The sequence below is a fragment of the Mycolicibacterium elephantis DSM 44368 genome, from assembly GCF_004014805.1.
GTDB classification, from domain to species: Bacteria; Actinomycetota; Actinomycetes; order Mycobacteriales; family Mycobacteriaceae; genus Mycobacterium; species Mycobacterium elephantis.
In genome coordinates, this window is sequence record NZ_ATDN01000045.1 from 90,169 (window position 1) to 110,806 (window position 20,638).

The following is a 20,638-nucleotide window of genomic DNA, read 5'->3' on the forward strand; positions in this document are numbered from 1 at the left end:
GAGACCGGGGGCCATTCGATGCGAAGCGGCAGGGAGGTCAGAACCCCCTAGAAAGCAGCCTCGTCCAGTTCCATCACATCGTTGTCGAGGTTCTCGATGATGTGGCGGGTGCTGGTCAGCATCGGCAGGAAGTTCTTCGCGAAGAACGACGCCACCGCGACCTTGCCCTCGTAGAAGGCGCGATCGTCACCCTCGGCGCCGGCATCGAGCTTGTCGATCGCCACCGCCGCGTGCTGCTGCAGCAGCCAGCCGATGATCAGGTCGCCGACGCTCATCAGGAAGCGCACCGAACCGAGGCCGACCTTGTAGAGCTCGGCCGGGTTCTCCTGCGCCGCCATCAGATAACCGGTGAGCGACGCGGCCATGCCCTGGACGTCCTCCAGCGCGGTCGCCAGCAGCTTCCGCTCGGCCTTCAGCCGGCCGTTACCGGACTCGTTCTTGACGAACTGCTCGATCTGCCCGGAGATGTGCGCCAGCGCCACACCCTTGTCGCGGACGATCTTGCGGAAGAAGAAGTCCTGCGCCTGGATGGCCGTGGTGCCCTCGTACAGCGAGTCGATCTTGGCGTCACGGATGTACTGCTCGATCGGGTAGTCCTGCAGGAAGCCCGAACCACCGAACGTCTGCAGGCTCTCGGTCAGCTTGGCGTAGGCCTGCTCGGAACCGACGCCCTTGACGATCGGCAGCATCAGGTCGTTGACCCGAACCGCCAGATCGGCGTCGACGTCGTGCAGTGCCTTGGCCACCGCCGCGTCCTGGTAGGTGGAGGTGTAGAGGTACAGCGCGCGCAGACCCTCGGCGTAGGCCTTCTGAGTCATCAGCGAGCGGCGCACGTCCGGGTGGTGCGTGATGGTCACCCGCGGCGCGGTCTTGTCGGTCATCTGGGTCATGTCGGCGCCCTGCACACGCTCCTTGGCGTACTCGAGCGCGTTCAGGTAGCCCGTCGACAGCGTGGCGATCGCCTTGGTGCCGACCATCATTCGTGCCTGCTCGATGACCTCGAACATCTGCGCGATGCCGTTGTGCACCTCGCCGACCAGCCAGCCCTTGGCGGGCACACCGTGCTGACCGAACGTCAACTCACAGGTGGCCGAAACCTTCAGGCCCATCTTGTGCTCGACGTTGGTGACGAAGACGCCGTTGCGCTCGCCGAGCTCACCGGTCTCCGGGTCGAAGTGGAACTTCGGCACGAAGAACAGCGACAGCCCCTTGGTGCCCGGGCCTGCGCCCTCGGGACGGGCCAGCACCAGGTGCATGATGTTCTCGAACAGATCGTCGGAGTCGCCCGAGGTGATGAACCGCTTCACACCGTCGATGTGCCAGGTGCCGTCGGGCTGCTGCACGGCCTTGGTGCGGCCTGCGCCGACGTCGGAGCCGGCGTCGGGCTCGGTCAGCACCATGGTGGCGCCCCAGTTGCGCTCGGCGGCCAGCTGGGCCCACTTCTTCTGCTCTTCGGTGCCCAGGTTGTAGAAGATCTGGGCCATGCCCGGGCCCATCGCGTACATGTACGCGGCGGGGTTGGCGCCGAGGACGTGCTCGATCAGCGCCCACTGCAGCGCGCGGGGCATCGGCATGCCGCCGAGCTCCTCGCCGACGCCGGCCTTGTCCCAGCCGGCCTCGAGCAGTGCGCGCATCGACTTCTTGAACGACTCCGGCAGCTTCACCGAATGGGTTTCAGGGTCGAACACCGGCGGATTGCGGTCTGCGTCGGCGAACGACTCTGCGATCGGCCCCTCGGCCAGTCGAGCCATCTCGGCCAGCATGTCGCGGGCGGTTTCGACGTCCAGGTCGGCGTAGTCGCCTTCACCGAAGGCCTTGTCCACGCCGTATACCTCGAACAGGTTGAACTCCTGATCGCGGACGTTGCTCTTGTAGTGGCTCACGGTTCCTCCTCATCGAGATGGCCACATGCGGTTGGGTACTTAATCGCTAAGTTACCCACCAGTAACTGGCCAAAACTATACCGCTCGGTAACTTCAACACAAAGCCGGTGTGAGCTATTTCAATCGGCTAGCCATCGTGGCCTCCGCAGCCCACCGCAAACGCCCAGTTGACACGTGTCTCACCTGCGCATTTCCGGTCCTGTGACGATCATCACGGCGCACCTCGATAGGGTGTCCGGGTGCAGCGTGTCGCGGTGTGGGGAACGGGCAACATGGGGTCGGCGGCCATCCGGTCCGCGGTGGCGTTTCCCGGGTTGCAGCTGTCGGGTGTGATCACCTCGTCGCCGGACAAACACGGTCGCGACGCCGCCACCTTCGCCGCCCTCGACGGCCCGACGGGCGTCACGGCCACCACCGACGTGGACGCCGCGCTGGAGGCCTGCGACGCGGTGGCGTATATGGCGTCCGGCGACATCCGCCCCGACGACGCCGTCACCGACATCGAACGCTGCCTGCGCGCGGGCAAGCACGTGGTGACGCCGTCGCTGTACTCGCTCTACGACCCGCGTTCGGCGCCGCTGGACTGGGTCGAGCGGTTGACCGGGGCCGCCGAGGAAGGCGGCTCGACCCTGCTGGTCAGCGGCGTCGATCCCGGCTGGGGGAACGACGCGCTGGCCGTCGTGGCCGCCGGGTTGTGCACCAGGATCCGGACCATCCGCTGCCAGGAGATCTTCGACTACTCGACCTATGACCAGCCGCACGCGGTGAAGGTGCTGTGCGGTTTCGGCGGGCCCATGGAGCAGGTGCCCATGATGCTGTTGCCGTCGATCCCGACGATGGTGTGGGGCGGCAACCTACGGCTGATCGGGCGGGGCCTCGGGTTGGAGATCGACGAGATCGCCGAGGTGGTCGAACGCCGCCCGCTCGAGCGGTCCGTCGACACCGTGATGGGCCGGTTCGACGAGGGCACCCAGGGCGCGTTTCGGCTGCAGGTGATCGGAAAGTCGGGCGGACGTGAGCGCATCGTCATCGAGCACATCACCCGCATCCATCCCTCGTGCGCACCGGACTGGCCCCAGCCTGATCAAGGCGCGGGCGATCACCGGGTGATCATCGACGGCGACCCGCAGCTGACGCTCGTGAGCCGCGCCGACGTGCCGGGCGGCACGCGCGCCGACGGCGGCAACACCACCGCGGCCAATCGCCTGCTCGGCGCGCTGGCCTGGCTGGCCGATCAGAAGCCGGGCATCTACGACGGGCTGGACGTGCCGATGCAGTCGTCGTTGCCGCCGGATGTGGAAGCCCGGCGCTGGGCCGATTGACTCAGCCGGTGCCCGACTGTGGTTCCGCGTCGGGCATCTGCGCGACCAGATACTCGGCCAGCGATCCGATCGTCGGATAGTCGAACACCGCGGTCACGTCGATGGTGAACGCGTCGCCGAACTGGCTGTGCAACCGATTGCGCAGTTCGATGGCCATCAGGGAATCGGTGCCGAGATCCAGGAACCGGCTGGTGGCCGCCGGTGGCTGTGCCAGGCGCAGGAAATTCTGCACCTCGCGCTGAAGGAACTCGGTCACGAATGCGGCCCGCCGGCGCACCGGTATCTCCATCAGCTCCCGCAGCAGCTCGCTGTCCGCGCCGCCATCGCCGCCCGCACTCGGCAACACCAGATCGAGCATCGGTGGCCGCAACGCGCCCAGCATCTTCGCGGCCCGTTGCCAGTTCGCCTTGATGATGGCCGCCTGTGCGGTGCCGTTCGCGATGACCTCGGCCAGCGCGTTGAGCGCGGCAGAAGGCTCCAGTGGCGTGAGGCCCTGCGCGGCGATGTTGGTGCGCGCGGCATCCGAGGACGCCATGCCGCCCTTGCCCCATGGGCCGAAGTTGATGGCCGTGGCGGGCAGCCCTTGGGCGCGGCGTTGCGCGACGAGGCCGTCCAGCAGCGCATTGGCGGTCGCGTAGTTCGCCTGTCCCGGTGAACCGAACACGCTGGAGATCGACGAGGACACGATGAAGAACTCGAGCTCGTCGTCTCTTGTCAGACGATCCAAGTAGCAGGCGCCGATCGCCTTGGGCGTCAACGTCGTTCGGAACCGCTCCACGTTCTGGTCGGACAGCAGCGCATCGTCGAGCACACCCGCCAGGTGGGCGACCCCGCCGAGCGGCGGCAACTCCGCGCGGATCCGCCGAAGCAGTTCCCGCACCTGTGACTCGTCGCCGACGTCGGCCGGGAAGACGTGCACGCGGCACTTGTAGCGGTCGCTGATCTGCTCGATCGCCTGCTGCGCTTGCGGGTCGGGTTCGCGCCTGCTGGTCAGCACGATGTCGCCGGCACCCCGTTGCGCGAGATAGGAAGCCATCTGCAGCCCGATCGCACCCAACCCGCCGGTGACCAGATAGCTCCGGTCGGAACGCGGCTGCAGCGGCTGGGGTATCTGCAGCACGATCTTGCCGATGTGACGCGCCTGCTGCATCCGGCGGAACGCGGCCCTGGCTTCGGTCAGCGGGTAGATCTCGGCGGGCAGCGGCGTCCACTGGCCCGTGCCCAACCCCGCTGACACCTCCTCGAGCAGGCCGCGCACCCGTTCCGGATCCTGCAGCGTCACGGTGTCCAGCGCCACGATCTCGTAGGCGATGTCGGGACGGACCGCCGCCATCTGCTCGGGTGTCCAGATGTCGCGCTTGGCGATCTCGGCGAACCGGCCGTTCTTGGCGGTCGCGCGGACGGTCGCCTCGATGAACCCTTCGTTGGTCAGGCTGTTGAGCACCACGTCGACGCCCGCGCCGTCGGTGTCCGCCAGAATCTGGTCGGCGAAATCCGTGCTGCGCGAGTCGTAGACGTACTCCACTCCCACCTGGCGCAGCGCCGCGCGTTTGAACGTGCTGGCGGTCGCGAAGACAGTGGCGCCCCGCTGCTGGGCGATCTGGATTGCGGCCAGACCAACGCCGCCGCTGGCGGCGTGGATGAGTACGCGGTCACCGGCTTTCAGCTGCGCCCAGTCGAATGCGAGGCGGGCGGTCAACGCCGCAGCGGGAATGGTGGCGGCCTCGACCGCGCTGACCCCGTCGGGTATCGGCACGACGACCTGGGCCGGCACGTTGAACCGGCTGCAGAACGCCGCCTGCATGAACCCGTACACGCGCTGGCCGACCTCGAGTCCGGTGACACCGTCACCCAATTCGGTGACGACACCGGCGAAGTCGCCGCCGATCGGCCCGGGGTCGCCCGGATACAGGCCGAGCACGTTGAGCACGTCGCGGAAGTTCAGGCCGGCGGCCTCCACCCGCACCTGCACGCAGCCGGCGTCGGGGGACGGAACTTCCTTCTCGTGCAGCCGAAGATTGTCTATCGCGCCGCGTTCGGTGGGCGCCAGTACGTAGTCGCTTGACCGGGGCACCGTCAGGTGTCCGCCCCGCGCCCACGGCAACAACCGTGCGGCCTGCAGCTTTCCTTGCCGCAGCGCGAGTTCCGGTTCGTCGGTCGGCGCCGCCAGCAGGTCGGCCAACAGCCGCACCGCCTCCGGTGACCCGTCGGAATCGACGAGCCTGCATCGCAGCGCGGGTTCCTCGTTGAACGTCGTGCGTCCGAAGCCCCACAACGCCGCCTGCACCGGGTCCACCGGTTCGCCGGAGTCGGTGGCCACCGCCCGCTCGGTGACGATCCACAGACCGTTCGGAAGCTTCACGCCGCCTTCTTGTGCGCCGCGCTGCACGGCGTGCACGGCGCTGAGAAGGTTGGCGATCTCCCGCTCGATTCGCGCGGCGCCGTCGGCGCTCGACTCCTCCGGATTCGGCGCCGCACAACGCCACACGACGCCGGAGAACGCCTCGCCCTGCTGGTGCGCCTGCGTCAGCAGCTGCCCCAAGAGCGGTGCATCGGTATCGCGGGTATCGCGGTCGGAAGACACGCAGCCGGGTACCAGCGCAGCCAGTTCGTCGAAGCCCGCGACCAGCCAGGTGCCGCTCGGTGCCGCGGGGTCGTCGGTCGGTGGCGGCACCTCGTGCCAGCCGACGGTGTACAGCAGCCGGGTGGTATCGCCGCCGATCCCCCGCATCATCGCCTCGCGGGGCGCGCGTTTGACCGTGAAGTCGCGAATTCCGCCCAGCCAGCGCCCATCTCGATCGACGAAATCCAGGTCGAAGATCTGGGTTTCGGCGTCAACGGCGCTCGGACGCCACTTCGAGCGGCAGTAGAACCGCCGGGGCATCTTGTCCTGAAGCATCACCTGCCCGTAGCGCAACGGCAGGAGAAGGTCGTTGACCCCCTGGTCCACCGCTTGCTGGGTCGGAAACGCCGGGAAGGCGACGCCTGTGCACAGGTCCAACAACACCGGATGTATCGGCTCGGTGCCGAGGTGTTCGGCCAACTCTTCGCCGACGAAGATGTCGCCGATCGCCTCACCGTCGCCGGCCCACAGCGCCTTGAGCGAACCGGACCAGATGGAACCCCATTCCAGCTCCGCGTCGGCGAAGAAGTCGAACAACTCCTGCGGTGGCATGCGGTGGTACCGCTCGATTTCCTCGGTGACCGGATTCGACTCCGGTGGGGGTTCGGTGCCGCTGATGACGGTGCCGTCGGCGTTCAAGGACCACTCGGCGCCGCGTTCCCCGTATGACCGGCTGTGAATCTGGAATCTCCACTCGCGTCCATCCTCACCCGGCTTCTCCACCGGATGCAACGTGAGCTGCACTTCGCGGGAACTCTTCTCCGGCAGGATGATCGGCTCGTAGAAGAAGACGTCTCGCGCCCGCGCCGGTGACCCGACCGCGGCCAACGCCATCGCCGCATAGGTCGCGCCGGGCACGACGACGGTGCCGTAGATGACGTGGTCGGCAAGCCACGGCTGCGACTTGACCGACAGCCTGCTGGTGTAGACGGTGTCCCCGGAGGCGAGTTCCTTTGCGCTGCCCAGGATTCCCGACGACGGCCCGCCCGATCCCGGCACGGTGAGGTTGGATGCCTTGGGCCAGAAGCGGCGGCGCTGGAATGGATACGTCGGCAGTTCGAGGATGCGACGTGGCCGGCGATGCAGCGCCGTGAAATCCGGCACGTGGCCGGCGACGTAGGCGGCGGCCAGCGCGTCGGCGATCTGGCGGCGGTCGTCGACGCCCTTGCGGAGCGAGGCGATCGCGCGCGGTGCCGGCAGGTGTTCCGGCCAGACCTGCACCGCGGCCCCGGTCAACACCGGTTGGGGGCCGATCTCCATCAGCACCGAGCAGCCCAGCGCCGCCGCGGTCCGCACACTTTCGGCGAACTGCACCGGCTGGCGCGAATGGCGCCGCCAATACTGCGCGTCGAGCGGGCTCTGACCCGTCAGCACGGCGCCGGTCCGGTTGCAGAGCAACGGCAAGGTCGGGACGCTGAAGTCGAATCGGCTTGCGTAGGTCTCGAACTCGTCGAGCACCGGATCGAGCAGCTCAGAGTGGAACGCGTGGCTGGTCTCCAGCCAGGTGCAGCGAATGCCCTCGTCGGTGAACCGGGCGACGACCTGCTCCACATCGTCACCGGGACCCGACAGCACCGTGTTCGGCCCGTTGTACGCGGCCACGGAAACCCGCGGAAAGTCACGGGCGGTCTCCTCGACCTGGGTGGCGTCGGCGAAGATGGCCACCATCCGTCCCCCCGCGGGGAGGCTTCCGAACATCCGGCCACGCTCGGCCATCAGCCGTGCGCCGTCCTCGATGCTGAACACCCCTGCGACGCATGCCGCTGCGTACTGGCCGACGCTGTGGCCGAGCACCACGTCGGGTTCGATGTCCCACGACTGCCACAGCCGCGCCAGACCCATCTCCAAGGCGAACAGTGCGGGCTGCGCATACGACGTGTGGCGCAACCTTTTTCCGGCCTCGCCGTTGGTTTCCCGGTCGGCGGCGAACAGCACCTCGAGCAACGGCTGCGGCAGGATGTCTTTCACCGCTTCCGCGCAGCGGGTCACGGTTTCAGCGAAAACCGGTTCTGCACCGAACAATTCGCGTGCCATCCCCGGATACTGACTGCCCTGCCCGGTGAAGAGCCACGCTGTCATCGAGCGCTCGGTGTGCTCGCCGCGCACCACACCGGGCCGGGTGCGATCCGCCGCGACGTCGGCGAGGCAGTGGCGAGCGGTCTCGATGGAATCCACGACCAGCGCGGCGCGATGCTCGAAATGCGAACGGCCCGTGCCCGCGGTCAGGCATACGTCGGCGAGGTCGACATCCGGGTGGGTGGCCAGCCAGGTCTCGTAACGACGCGCCAACGCCTCCAGCGCCTCGGGCGTCCGCGCCGAAAGCGGAAGCACGCCAAGGGATTTCTCGGTGCCGACGTCCGGCTTCTCGGCCTCGGCAACCGGGTCGAGCGGTGCCTCTTCGATCACCACGTGTGCGTTGGTGCCGGTGAAGCCGAACGAACTCACCCCTGCGCGCCTGGCGCTGCCGTTGGTCTGCCAGGCAATCGGCTCGTCCACGACCCGCACCGGCAGCGTGTCCCACGGAATGTGCGGCGACGGCTTGTCGAAGTGCAGGCTCTTGGGCAGCAGCCCATGCTGAAGCGACAGCACGACCTTGATCAGGCCGGCGGCCCCGGACGCCGACTCGAGGTGGCCGATGTTGGTTTTCACCGAGCCCATGAGCAACGGCTTGTCCGGATCGCGTGCCGCGCCGTAGGCGGCCGCGGCGGCCTGGACCTCGATCGGGTCACCCAGCGGGGTGCCCGTCCCGTGCGCCTCGAGGTAGTCGACATCCGCGCCCGACAGGCCGGCACGCGCCAGCGCCGTCTCGATGAGACGCTGCTGGGCACCGCCGTTGGGCACCGTCAAACCGCTGGAGGCGCCGTCCTGGTTCACCGCGCTCGCGGCGATGACGGCGCTGATGCGATCACCGTCGCGCACAGCGTCGCTGAGCCGCTTGAGCACCAGGATTCCGCAGCCCTCACTGCGGACGTAGCCGTCCGCGGAGGCATCGAAGGTCTTGCAGCGCCCGACGGGGGAGAGCATCCTGGCGCGTGATGCGGCAACGGACGTCACCGGGCTCAGCAGGACGTTCACCCCACCGGCCAGCGCCAGATCGCAGTCGCCGGCTTGCAGCGCCTGGCGGGCCTGATGCACGGCCACCAACGCCGAACTGCACGCGGTGTCCACCGCGACCGCGGGACCCTCGAAGCCCAGCGCGAACGCGACCCGGCCGGCCACGGCGTTGAGCGCGTTGCCGGTGATGAAGTGCGGTTCGATCTTGTCGATCGACTCACCCGACAGCAGGTGCGCGTACTCGTTGGCGGCCACACCGGTGAAGATTCCGGTTCGGCTGCCGCGCAAGGCCGATGGCGCGTACCCGGCTCGTTCGAGACCCTCCCAGGCCGTTTCGAGCATCAGCCGCTGCTGCGGCTCGATCCAGACGGCCTCCCGCGGGGAGATGCCGAAGAACTCAGGGTCGAATTCGTCGATCTCGTCGAGGAACCCGCCGAAACGCGTGTAGGTCTTGCCCGGCGCGTCCGGGTCCGGATCGTAGAACTCGTCGACGTCGAAGCGATCCTCCGGGATCTCCTGGATCGCGTCGATTCCGCGGGACAGCAGCTCCCAGAACGCTTCCGGGTCGGGTGCGCCCGGGAAACGGCAGGACACCGCGATGACCGCGATCGGCTCCTCCGTCCGCGTGGGCTGCGCAGACATCGGCCGCGGCCCGGTGTCGGCGGCCTGGACGGCGAGGCCGAGTACGTCACCGAGCAGGTAGTCGGCCGCGTCGGACAGTCGCGGGTGATCCATCACCAGGGTGACCGGTATCTCCTCGCCCACGCCGTGTTCGATCCGGCGCCGCAACTCGACGGCCATCAGCGAATCCATGCCGAGGTCGAAGAATCCGGCGTCCTCGCGGATCTCGGCGACGTCCATCCGCGTGACCTCGGCGACCGCGTCGCGTAGGTAGTTGGTGACGAGACGCTTGCGCTGCTGCACCGGAGCCGCGGCGAGCTGCTCGACGAACCGGGTCTGCCGGGACGGCGTGGTGTTCGCCGACGCGGCCGATGGCTGGGTGGGCGCCTCGCGCTCCAACTCGGCGAGGAAGGCGCGGCGGCCCGCCTGTTGGTACAGCGGAAGGAAAGTGGCCCAATCGATTCTGGCTACCACCGCTTGTCCGGGGGTCGACGGCCCGGCCGCCACGACATCGGCGAGGCCGGCCAGGGCATCGGCGGGGGACAACGTCTTGATCCCGCGCTGATCCAGTCGGGCGCGGGACTCCGCGTCGGCCATGCCCGCGGCCCACGGGCCGAAGTTGAGGCTGGTCGCCGCGGTGCCCTGCGCGCGCGTCCGCCAGGCCAGCCCGTCGAGGAATGCGTTGGCCGCGGCGTATGCGGTCTGACCGAAGCCGCCCCACACCGAGGCGATCGAGGAGGTGCTGACGAAGAAGTCGAGCTGCAGGTCTGCCGCCGCTTCACTGAGATGCCAGGCGCCCCAGACCTTTCCGGCGAACACGCGGTCGACTTCGGCGTCGGTCATGCTGCTCATCGGGGTGGTGGACACCTCACCCGCGGCGTGCACGACGCCGGCCAGCGGCGGTAGGTCGGCGGCGACCCGCGCCAACAGGCGTGCGACGTCGTGGGCATCGGCGACGTCGGCGGAGATCACCCGGATGTCGCAGGCGTACTGGCCGGCGAGCGCATCGATGCGCTGTTGGGCATCCTCGCCGGGCGTGCGCCGACTGCTCAGCACGAGGTGCTTGGCGCCGTGCGCCGCCAGGTGTCCAGCGATCGCCAACCCGAGCGCGCCCAGCCCGCCGGTGACCAAATACGTTGCGTCAGCGCGTAGTTGAAGCGACGTGGGCTCGGGTGGGGCCGCCCGCCGGATCAGCCGGGGGACGTAGAGGTTCTGGTCGCGAAGCGCGACCTGGTCTTCGACCAGGCCGGTGTCGCGCGGTGCCGCGATCCGGTCGATGAGCCGGGACCATTCGCCGGCGCTGCCGTCCGCCAAGTCGGCAAGGCCGCCCCACACCTGCGGAACCTCCAGCGAGGCGGCCCGACCGAATCCCCACAGGCAACTCTGGTCGGGCACCACGGCGTCCGCGTCGGTGACGCGTTGGGCGCCACGGGTGACCAGCCAGACCGGCGCCCTGAGCTCGGCGGCGGCCACGGCGTTGAAGAGCCGCCGCGTTCCGCCGAGGATGCGGTGTTGCATCCGCAGCAGCGACCGCATCGAGGTGGGCCCGGCCGGGTCCGCGTCGAGCGCGGCGACATGCACGATTCGCACGTCGCTGCCCGGCGACGACGCGGTCGCGGCGCCACGCAGCATCTCGGTCAGTTCAGCCTCGTCCGCGTCGGACTTCGGCAGGCCGACGATCTGGTGCCGGTGGCCGCGGGCGGTCAGCTCGTCCACCAGGGGTGCGACCGCGTCGGTGCGGTCGCCGACGAGAATCCAGGTGACCGGGTTACCGGCTTGCGCCGGAAGATCCGCGGTCCTCTCCCAGCGGATCTCGTAGCGGTCGCCCGCGGCGTGCGTCTCCGGCCGACCGGCCTCGAGGGGTCGCGGAGCCTCGGTGCGTGCGGCCGATCGACGTTGCGGGGCAGGGAGTTTCCGGTCGTCGGGGAAGTTGTCGACGAACCAGTACTGCCGGTGCTCGAACGGATAGGTGGGCAGGTCGACCTTGCCGGCCCGCCCGTGGTCCAGTGCGCCGAACTCGGGCAGGTGGCCCAACACATACGCGTCGGCGAGGGCTTCGATGATCTGCCGGTGATCGGCGGTGTTGCGGCGCAGCGACGCGATCGCTCGCGGCGCGCTGCTCGGGTCGGGCCAGCCCGCCAGGGCCGCGGCGGTCAGCACCGGCCGGGGGCCGATCTCGAGCAACAGTCTGCAGTTCAGCTCCGCGAGGGTCTGCACGCTCTTGGCGAACTCGACCGGCTGTCGCGCGTGGCGGCGCCAATACCCGCCGTCGAGCTGGACGCTCCTGCCCAGCGCGGCGCCGGTCCGGTTGTCGATCAAGATCAGTTCCGGCGCGTTGAACGCGAACCGATTCGCATACGACTCGAACTCGTCGAGGACCGGGTCCAGCAGCGCCGAGTGGAACGCGTGGCTGGTGTCCAGCCAGTCACACCGGACATCGTTGGCCTCGAGGCCCGCGACCGCCTTCTCCACATCCTCTGCGGGGCCCGACAGGACGGTGTTGGCGCCGTTGTAGGCGGCGACCGACAGGGTCGGGAAATCGTCGGCCAGGCGCTCGACACGCTCGGGCGCGGTGAAGACCGCGACCATCCGGCCGGCGCCCGCGGGCAGGCTGCCGAAGAGGCGACCGCGCTCGGCCATCAGCCGCATGCCGTCCTCGAGGGAGAAGACCCCGGCGACGCAGGCGGCGGCGTACTGGCCGACGCTGTGGCCGAGCACCACGTCGGGTTCGAAACCCCATGACTGCCAGAGGCGGGCCAGGCCCATCTCCACTGCGAACAACGCGGGCTGGGCGTAGGCGGTCTGCCGAAGCACCTCGTCGCTGTCCGGGCTTTCTACGTCGAAGATGACGTCGAGCAGCGGCTTTTCGAGGACGTCGGCGACCGCGGCCGCACAGCGGTCCAGGGTCTCGGCGAACACCGGCTCGGTGTCGTACAGCTCGCGGGCCATGCCGGGGTATTGGCTGCCCTGACCGGAGAACAGCCAGGCGGTTTTGGGTGCCTCCTGCGCCTCGCCGCGCATCAGCCCGGGCGCCGGGCGGTCGTCGGCGAGAGCGCCGAGAAGCTCGATGGCGGATTCGCGGGAGTTGACCACCAGCGCCGCTCGGTGCTCCAGGTGGGCCCGTCCGGTGCCTGCGGTGGCGCACACGTCGGCGACGGTGGCCTCCGGGTGGCTGGTCAACCAACTGCGGTAATGGCCCGCCAACTGAACCAGGGCGCCCGACGTCCTCGCGGACAGCGGAAGGAGATGGGACCGCCGGTCCGGCCGGGACTGTTCCGGCGCGGCAGACACCGAACCCGACACCGGCGCTTCTTCGAGGATGACGTGCGCGTTCGTGCCGGCGAATCCGAAGGAGCTGACGCCGGCAATGCGGGGTCGCTCGCCACGCTGCCAGGCTTTGGCCTCGCTGACCACCTCCACCGGAAGCCGCTGCCACGGAATGTGCGGCGACGGGGTCTCGAAGTTGAGGTGCTTCGGCAGGGTCTCGTGCTCGAGCGCGAGAATGACCTTGATGACGCCCGCGATCCCCGCGGCCGCCTCGAGGTGACCGATGTTCGTCTTCGCCGAGCCGATCAGAAGCGGACGGCCGGGATCACGACCGGCGCCCAGCACCGCGCCGGCGCCCTGAACCTCGATGGGGTCGCCGAGCGATGTGCCGGTGCCGTGCGCCTCCAGGTATCCGACATCCTTCGGTTCGACGCCGGCACGGTCGAGTGCGTCGGCGATCACCCGCTGCTGAGCCACACCGTTGGGCACCGTCAAACCGCCCGAGGCGCCGTCCTGGTTGACCGCGCTGCCGCGGATCACCGCGCGGATGCGGTCACCGTCCCGCCGCGCGTCCTCGAGGCGTTTGACGACGATGACGCCGCAGCCCTCGCCGCGCACGTAGCCGTCCGCGGCGGCGTCGAATGTCTTGCACCGGCCATCGGGGGCGAGCATGTGCGCGCTGGAGAAGGTGATCATGGTCGCGGGGGTGAGAAGCACGTTCGCGCCGCCGACCAGAGCGAGGTCGCATTCGTTCAGCCGCAGCGCCTGGCACGCCTGATGGATCGCCACCAGCGACGAGCTGCACGCGGTATCGACGGCGAACGACGGACCCTGCAGGCCCAGCCGGTAGCTGATCCGGCCGGCCGCCGCCGCGTTCGACGTCCCGATCGCCATATAGGCCTCGATCTCGGGGTAGTCCAGCTCGTCGGACGCCATCCCCAGGTAATCGTGGGTGGCCAGGCCGACGAACACCCCGGTGTCGGTGTTGGCCAGGCTTGTCGGCGCGATGCCCGCGTGTTCGAGCGCGCGCCACGACATCTCCAGCAGCAGTCGGTGCTGTGGGTCCATCCACCTGGTTTCGCGCGTCGACATGCCGAAGAACGGCGCGTCGAACCCCGTCACGTCATCGACGAAGCCGGCACGACGGGTCACGACCTTGCCGGGCGCCCCCGGTTCCGGGTCGTAGAAGTCGTCGGCGTTCCAGCGGTCCGGTGGTACCTCCGAAATCGCGTCGCGGCCCTCGCGAAGCAGGTCCCAGAACTCGTCGGCGTCTTGCGCACCAGGAAAGCGTGCTGCATAGCCGACGATCGCGAAGCGAGCAGTCGCATCGTCGGGATGCGCGGCGGATACCATGCGGTTGCTGTCCTCCCCATTGACACATCGCCCAGACCCCCCTGGACACATGTCGCACTGATGAATCATGCGTGCCCCCGCAGACTAGGGCATGTGGGCGTGGAGCATGCTCGTATCCCCAACGACTGGGATTCGGCCGGGCTCGGGCGTCTGCGCAAGTATGTTGTCCGGCAAGGCCGATGCCGGATCGGCAATCGGCAGAAGCGGTATGGAGGGGAACGCGTTTGCAAATCGGCAAGATCACGATCGGCGCGCTCGACGAATGGTCGTTGAAACCGGGTTCGGTCATCTCATGGCATCCGACGGCCACGGCTATCGAGAAGGCACGACAAGCCCCGGTCAGTTCCGTGCCGGTCAGCTATATGCAACAACAGCATCTTCGGAATTATCACGAGCGAACCGCGGCCGGATTGAGTTTCTCCCGGCAAATCATCGCCAGCTGCGAATTGGGCGGCCAGTGCGATATTGCGGCCATGAATCACGCTGTCAATGCTTATCTTCGTCGCCACGATACCTTTCGTAGCTGGTTCGAACACGCTGGTGACGGCAAATTCATCCGGCACACGCTCGCCGATCCGGCTGACATCGAATTCGTGCCGATCGACCACGGAAGCATGACGATCGACGAGATTCGCGCCCATGTCGTCGCGATTCCTGGTCCGCTGGAGTGGGGTTGCTTCACATTCGGAATCGTCCAAAACGAAGACAATTTCACGTTTTTCGCGGCCATGGATCATGTGCACGGGGATGCGACGTTGATCGGCACCACGATGTTGGAAGCCAACGGAACGTATTTCGCTTTGAGTACAGGTGGCGAACCTCTCGCGCTTTCCGATGCGGGCAGCTATGAAGAATTCTGTCTTCGCGAGCGCGGGCGCACTTCGCAGCTGAACCTCGATTCTCCCGAAGTCCAGTCCTGGATCGACTTCGCCGAAAGCAACAACGGGCAGTTCCCCGAATTTCCGCTGCCACTTGGTGATCCACTGGAGTCGACCAGCAGCGACATGACCACTGAAGTGCTGATGAGCGCCGCGCAGACCGAACGCTTCGAAGCGGCTTGCGCGGCGGCGGGCGCCCGGTTCGTCGGTGGCTTGTTCGCCTGCCTCGCCCAGGTCGAACACGAACTGACCGGTGCGCTGACCTATTACGGGCTCACGCCGCGGGATTCCCGTTCTGCCACCGACAATTTCATGACACAGGGCTGGTTCACCGGATTGGTTCCGATCACCGTGCCGATAGGCGCGTCGTCATTCGGTGACGCCGCCTGGACGGCGCAGAATTCTTTCGATTCGAATTTGAATATGGCCAAAGTGCCTTACTACCGGGTGCTGGAGTTGGCGCCCTGGCTGAGTTGGCCACAACCGAATTTCCCGGTATCGAATTTCTTTCACGCGGGTGCCGCGCCGCTCAATGCGGTACTCGCCGCGGTGGATATGGGCGTCACCGACAACATCGGGATGTATCCGGACGGCCGTTACTCATATCAGCTCACGGTTTACATATTCCGTTATGGCGAGGGCACGGTCATGGCGATCCTGCACCCCGACAATCCGGTCGCCCAGAAGTCTGTCACTCGTTATATGGCGACGATGAAGTCGGTGTGCGGATTGGTCGCCGACAGTGGGAGCTGGGGGCGAGTCGCATAGCGTGGATCGATTTGGTGGGCCTTGCTCTGGTGAGGACCTGGTGAGGGCGAAATGCGGCGACTAGCCGACATCGTGGTCCGCTGGCCGTGGGCGGTGATCGGGCTGTGGATGGCCATGGCCGTCGCCCTGCCGCTGACGTTTCCGTCGCTGGGCGAGATGGCCCAGAAGAACCCACTGGCCATTCTGCCCAGCGACGCCCCGTCGAGCGTCACCGCCGCGAAGATGGCCGAGGCGTTCCGGGAGCCGGCGTCAGACAACCTGCTGGTCGTAGCGTTCATCAACGAAACCGGGCTCACCCCCGCTGACGAGGCCGTCTACCGCGACGTGGTGGATGCGGTGCGCGACGACATCACCGATGTCGTGTCGGTGCAGGACTTCATCAGCACGCCGCAGATGCGGCCATTCATGACCAGCGAGGACAAGACCACCTGGGTGCTGCCGATCAGCCTCGAGGGTGAGTTGGGCACACCGCGCGGCTTCGAGTCGTTCAACCGGGTCGCCGAGATCGTTCGCCACGAAATCCCCGACGGCCCGCTCGCCGTGCACCTCACCGGGCCCGCCGCCACGGTCGCCGACCTCACCGTCGCAGGCGAACAGGACAGGCTGCCCATCGAGATCGCGATCGCGGTACTGGTGCTGGCCGTGCTGCTGCTGGTGTACCGCAACGTCGTCACGATGCTGCTGCCGTTGGTGACGATCGGGTCGTCGCTGCTGATCGCCCAGGCTGTGGTCGCGGGGTTGTCGGAACTGACCGGCGTGGGCGTCTCGAACCAGTCCATCGTGTTCCTGAGCGCGATCATGGCCGGCGCCGGAACCGATTACGCGGTGTTCCTCATCAGCCGCTACCACGACTTTCTGCGATCCGGCCGGGAGTTCGACCACGCGGTCAAGGCGGCGATGATCTCGATAGGCAAGGTGATCGCCGCGTCCGCCGCCACGGTGGGTATCACCTTCCTTGCGCTGGGCTTCGCACAGATGGGCGTGTTCAAGACCGTCGGGGTGTCGTCGGCGATCGGCATCGGCATCGCATTCCTCGCAGGCGTGACCCTGCTGCCCGCGATCCTGGTGCTCGCAGGGCCGCGCGGCTGGGTCAAGCCGCGGCGCGAACTGACCGCCCGCTTCTGGCGGCGCTCCGGCGTCCGCATCGTCCGCAGGCCGGTGCCCCACTTGGTCGCCAGCGTGCTGGTGCTGGCTCTCCTGGCCGGATTGGGAACGCTCGCGGACTACAACTACGACGACCGCAAGGTCCTGCCCGCGTCGGCGCCGAGTTCGGTCGGGTACGCAGCGCTGGAACGCCACTTCCCGGTCAGCCACTCGATCCCCGAATACATCCTGATCCAGTCGCCGCACGACCTGCGCAACCCGCGTGCGCTCGCCGACCTGGAGCAGCTGGCCTCGCGCGTCGCGCAACTCCCCGACGTCGGTCTGGTCAGCGGCGTCACGCGGCCGCTCGGCGAGGTGCCACAAGAATTCCGGGCCACGTATCAGGCGGGCCTCGTCGGAAGCCGGTTGGCGGACGGCTCCGACCAGATCAGCGCACGCGCAGGCGATTTCCACCGGCTGACGGACGGGGCTGACACGCTCGCCGACAGCCTCGCTGACGTGCGCGGTCAGATCAACACGATCGCGCCAAGCATCCGAGACCTCGTCGCCACGTTCTCCTCGGTGCGCACCGAGTACGGCGGCGACAAGCTGGTGCGCGACGTCGAGATCGCGGCCAAGCTCGTCGCGAGCGTCAACGCGCTCGGCAACTCCATGGGCTTCAACTTCGCCGCCGTCAAGGACATGTTCGCCTGGATCGGCCCGGTGCTGAGCGCGCTTCAGGGCAACGCGGTCTGCGACGCCAACCCGTCCTGCAGAGACACCCGCATGCAGTTCCAGCGGCTCATCGCCGCCCGCGAGTCCGGCGGGCTCGACGAGATCAACGACCTCGCGCACCAACTCCAGGATGTCGACGACCGGGAGACCCTGAACGAGGCGGTGGCCAAGCTGAACGCCGCCATGGCCGGCGTCGCCAAGGCGGTCAACACCATGGGACTGGACCGGCCCGGCGGCCCGGAGACGGGCCTTGCCGAGCTGCAGCGGGGCGCGAACCGCCTCGCCGACGGAAGCCGAGAGGTGGCCGGCGGGGTCGACGAGCTCGTCAGGCAGGTCAAGGTGATCGCCAACGGGCTCAACGAGGCGTCGACGTTTCTGCTGTCGATGCGAACCAACGCCGCCGACCCGGCCCAGGCCGGGTTCAACGTGCCGGCCGCAGTGCTGGAGCTGCCGGATTTCCAGAAAGCCGCCGAGGCCTACATCTCGCCGGACGGCCGCTCGGTGCGGTACCTCGTCCAAACCGAGCTCAACCCGTTCAGCCCGGAGGCGATGGACCAGGTTAACGAGATCTACGACGTCGCCCGCGGCGCCCAGCCGAACACCACGCTCGCCGACGCGACGGTGTCGATGGGCGGGTATCCGGTCGCCCTGCGGGACACGCGTGACTACTACCAGCAGGACATCCGGTACATCATCGCCGCGACCCTCGTCGTCGTCCTGCTCACCCTGATGGTGCTGCTACGTGCCCTCATCGCACCGCTCTACCTGGTGGGATCCGTGGTGGTGTCGTTCTTCGCGGCGATCGGTATCGGCGTCCTGACGTTCCAGCTGCTGTTCGGTCAGGAGCTGCACTGGAGTGTGCCCCCGTTGGCGTTCGTGGTGCTGGTCGCCGTCGGTGCCGACTACAACATGCTTTTCGTGTCACGACTACGCGACGAATCACCGAGCAGCGTGCGTTACGGCGTCATCCGGACGCTGGGTTCGACCGGCGGGGTGATCACCGCGGCGGGCCTGATCTTCGCTGCCTCGATGACCGGTCTGCTGTTCTCGAGTATCGACATCGTGGTGCAAGGCGGTTTCGTGATCGGCGTGGGAATCTTGTTGGACACCTTCGTGGTCCGCACGATCACGGTTCCGGCCATCGCCACGCTGGTCGGGCGGGCGAACTGGTGGCCGTCGCGGCTCGGGCCGCGACGGGCCGAGCGTGTACCTGTGGAATCGACGAGCTGATGGGCAAACCGTGACAACAACTTCTGACGCATCGATCCTGTCGATACTGCACGGTCGCGCCAGCCTGCGCCCCGACGACGTCGCGTTCACGTTCACCGACCACGGCCGCGATCCGGGCGGCATTCGGGAAAGCCTCACGTGGTCACAGCTGGCGCGTCGAACGACGAACCTCGCCGAGGAGATCAAGCGGCACGGCACGACGGGCGACCGCGCGGTCATCCTCGCTCCGCAGAGCCTGGAGTACGTCGTGGCGTTCCTGGGGTCGATGCAGGCGGGCCTCGTGGCGGTGCCGCTCCCGTTGCCGCATCCCGGTGCGGGTCACGACCGGGTGATCGCGGTCCTTGCCGACACGGAGCCGTCGGTTGTCCTCACGACGTCAGCGGCCGCGGCCGGGGTCGGCAATATCGTCGCGGGTTCGGCCGCGGAACCGACGATCGTCGAGGTCGATTCGCTGAACCTGGACATCGAGGCCGGGACGGGCTCGATGCCGGCCGAGTGGCCCGGCATCGCCTATCTGCAGTACAGCTCGGGTTCGACCCGGCTGCCCGCCGGGGTCATGCTCTCGCATCGCAACCTCACGGTGAATTTCGATCAGCTGGCGCGAAGCTTCTTCGCCGAGACCCCGCTGCGCCCGAACGCCACGTTCGTGTCGTGGCTGCCCTTCTACCACGACATGGGTTTGGTGCTCGGGGTGTGCGCACCGATCCTCAGTGGTCGTCGCGCCGAGTTGATGAGCCCAGAAGCGTTCCTGGAGAAGCCGTCTCGATGGATACGCGCACTGGCGAAGAACCGTCACGCGTGGTCGTCGGCGCCGAACTTCGCGTTCGACCTGGCCGCCCGTAGGACGACCGACGACGACCTGGACGGGCTCGATCTCGGCGGCGTGGATGGCATCGTCAGCGGTGCCGAACGCGTCGACCCGGACACGCTGCACCGTTTCGTCGATCGGTTCGCGCACTTCAATCTCCGCGATCACGTGATGCGGCCTGCGTACGGATTGGCGGAGGCGACGGTCTTCGTGGCGTCGGGGACGTGGGACGAGAGCTCACCGGCGGCGTACTTCGACGCCGCCGAACTGGGGGCGGGCCGGGTGCGGCCGTGCGCGGCAGGGAAGGGCACCGCGCTGGTCAAATACCGTGTGCCACAAGGGCCGTCGCTGCGGATCGTCGACAGCGAAACCCACCGCGAGTGCGCACCCGATCTGGTCGGGGAGATCTGGGTGCACGGCGAGAACGTCTCGAACGGCTACTGGCGAAAACCGCCGGAGGAGCAAAGCTGTTTCGGCGCAACGATTGTCGATCCCTCACCTGGCACGCCGGAGGGGCCGTGGTTGCGCACCGGCGACCTCGGTTTCGTCCACGAGGGCGAGTTGTTCATCGTCGGACGCATCAAGGACCTGCTGATCGTGCGGGGACGCAACCACTATCCCGAGGACATCGAGGCGACGGTGCAAGAGATCACCCGCGGCCGGGTTGCTGCCATCGCGGTCCCGGTGAACGGCACCGAGACACTGGTCACCGTCATCGAGCTCAAGGAGCCAACCGGCATCGACGAGGACGCGATGCGCTGGTTCGGTGACGTGAAGAGCAAGGTGACCGCCGCGGTCTCCAACGCCCACGGGCTCAGCGTCGGCGACCTCGTGTTGGTGCCGTCGGGGTCGATCCCCACGACCACGAGCGGCAAGATCCGCCGCAGCACCTGCCTCGAGTTGTATCAGCAGGGCGGGTTCACCCGGCTGGACGCGCGGGAGGGGGTTCCGCAGTGACGAGACGGAGTAGGTTGAACGCAGTGCACCCGAGTGGCGGGGGGAGGCCTACGGAA

At 67.8% G+C, this 20,638-nt stretch carries 6 protein-coding genes; 4 read left to right on the plus strand and 2 right to left on the minus strand.

What is annotated here, in order from left to right:
- Nucleotides 1-47: 47 nt before the first annotated feature.
- Complete coding sequence (locus tag MELE44368_RS22045; RefSeq protein ID WP_064919348.1) at nt 48-1,883, minus strand: acyl-CoA dehydrogenase; 1,836 nt, start codon at nt 1,881-1,883, stop codon at nt 48-50.
- Nucleotides 1,884-2,122: 239 nt separating this feature from the next.
- Between MELE44368_RS22045 and MELE44368_RS22050 the strand changes: the two genes are divergently transcribed.
- The gene (locus MELE44368_RS22050) at nt 2,123-3,205 is read left to right on the plus strand and encodes an NAD(P)H-dependent amine dehydrogenase family protein (protein WP_083043157.1); all 1,083 of its coding nucleotides are present in this window, start codon (nt 2,123-2,125) and stop codon (nt 3,203-3,205) included.
- 1 nt (nt 3,206) lies between these two features.
- On the opposite strand, the gene MELE44368_RS22055 is transcribed toward MELE44368_RS22050, so the two are convergent.
- Entirely contained in the window at nt 3,207-14,123 is a 10,917-nt protein-coding gene (locus tag MELE44368_RS22055; protein ID WP_128110461.1) for a type I polyketide synthase, read from the minus strand.
- Between the two features lie 224 nt (nt 14,124-14,347).
- Between MELE44368_RS22055 and MELE44368_RS22060 the strand changes: the two genes are divergently transcribed.
- Genes MELE44368_RS22060 through MELE44368_RS22070 form a run of 3 tightly spaced genes read left to right on the plus strand, consistent with a single transcriptional unit; the run spans nt 14,348 to nt 20,582 of the window.
- The gene (locus tag MELE44368_RS22060) at nt 14,348-15,769 is read left to right on the plus strand and encodes a condensation domain-containing protein (RefSeq protein ID WP_128110462.1); all 1,422 of its coding nucleotides are present in this window, start codon (nt 14,348-14,350) and stop codon (nt 15,767-15,769) included.
- Nucleotides 15,770-15,820: 51 nt separating this feature from the next.
- Nucleotides 15,821-18,817, plus strand: coding sequence for an MMPL/RND family transporter (locus MELE44368_RS22065; protein WP_128110463.1), 2,997 nt, complete (start codon nt 15,821-15,823; stop codon nt 18,815-18,817).
- Nucleotides 18,818-18,827: 10 nt separating this feature from the next.
- Entirely contained in the window at nt 18,828-20,582 is a 1,755-nt protein-coding gene (locus MELE44368_RS22070) for an AMP-binding protein (RefSeq protein WP_083043161.1), read from the plus strand.
- Nucleotides 20,583-20,638: the final 56 nt, after the last annotated feature.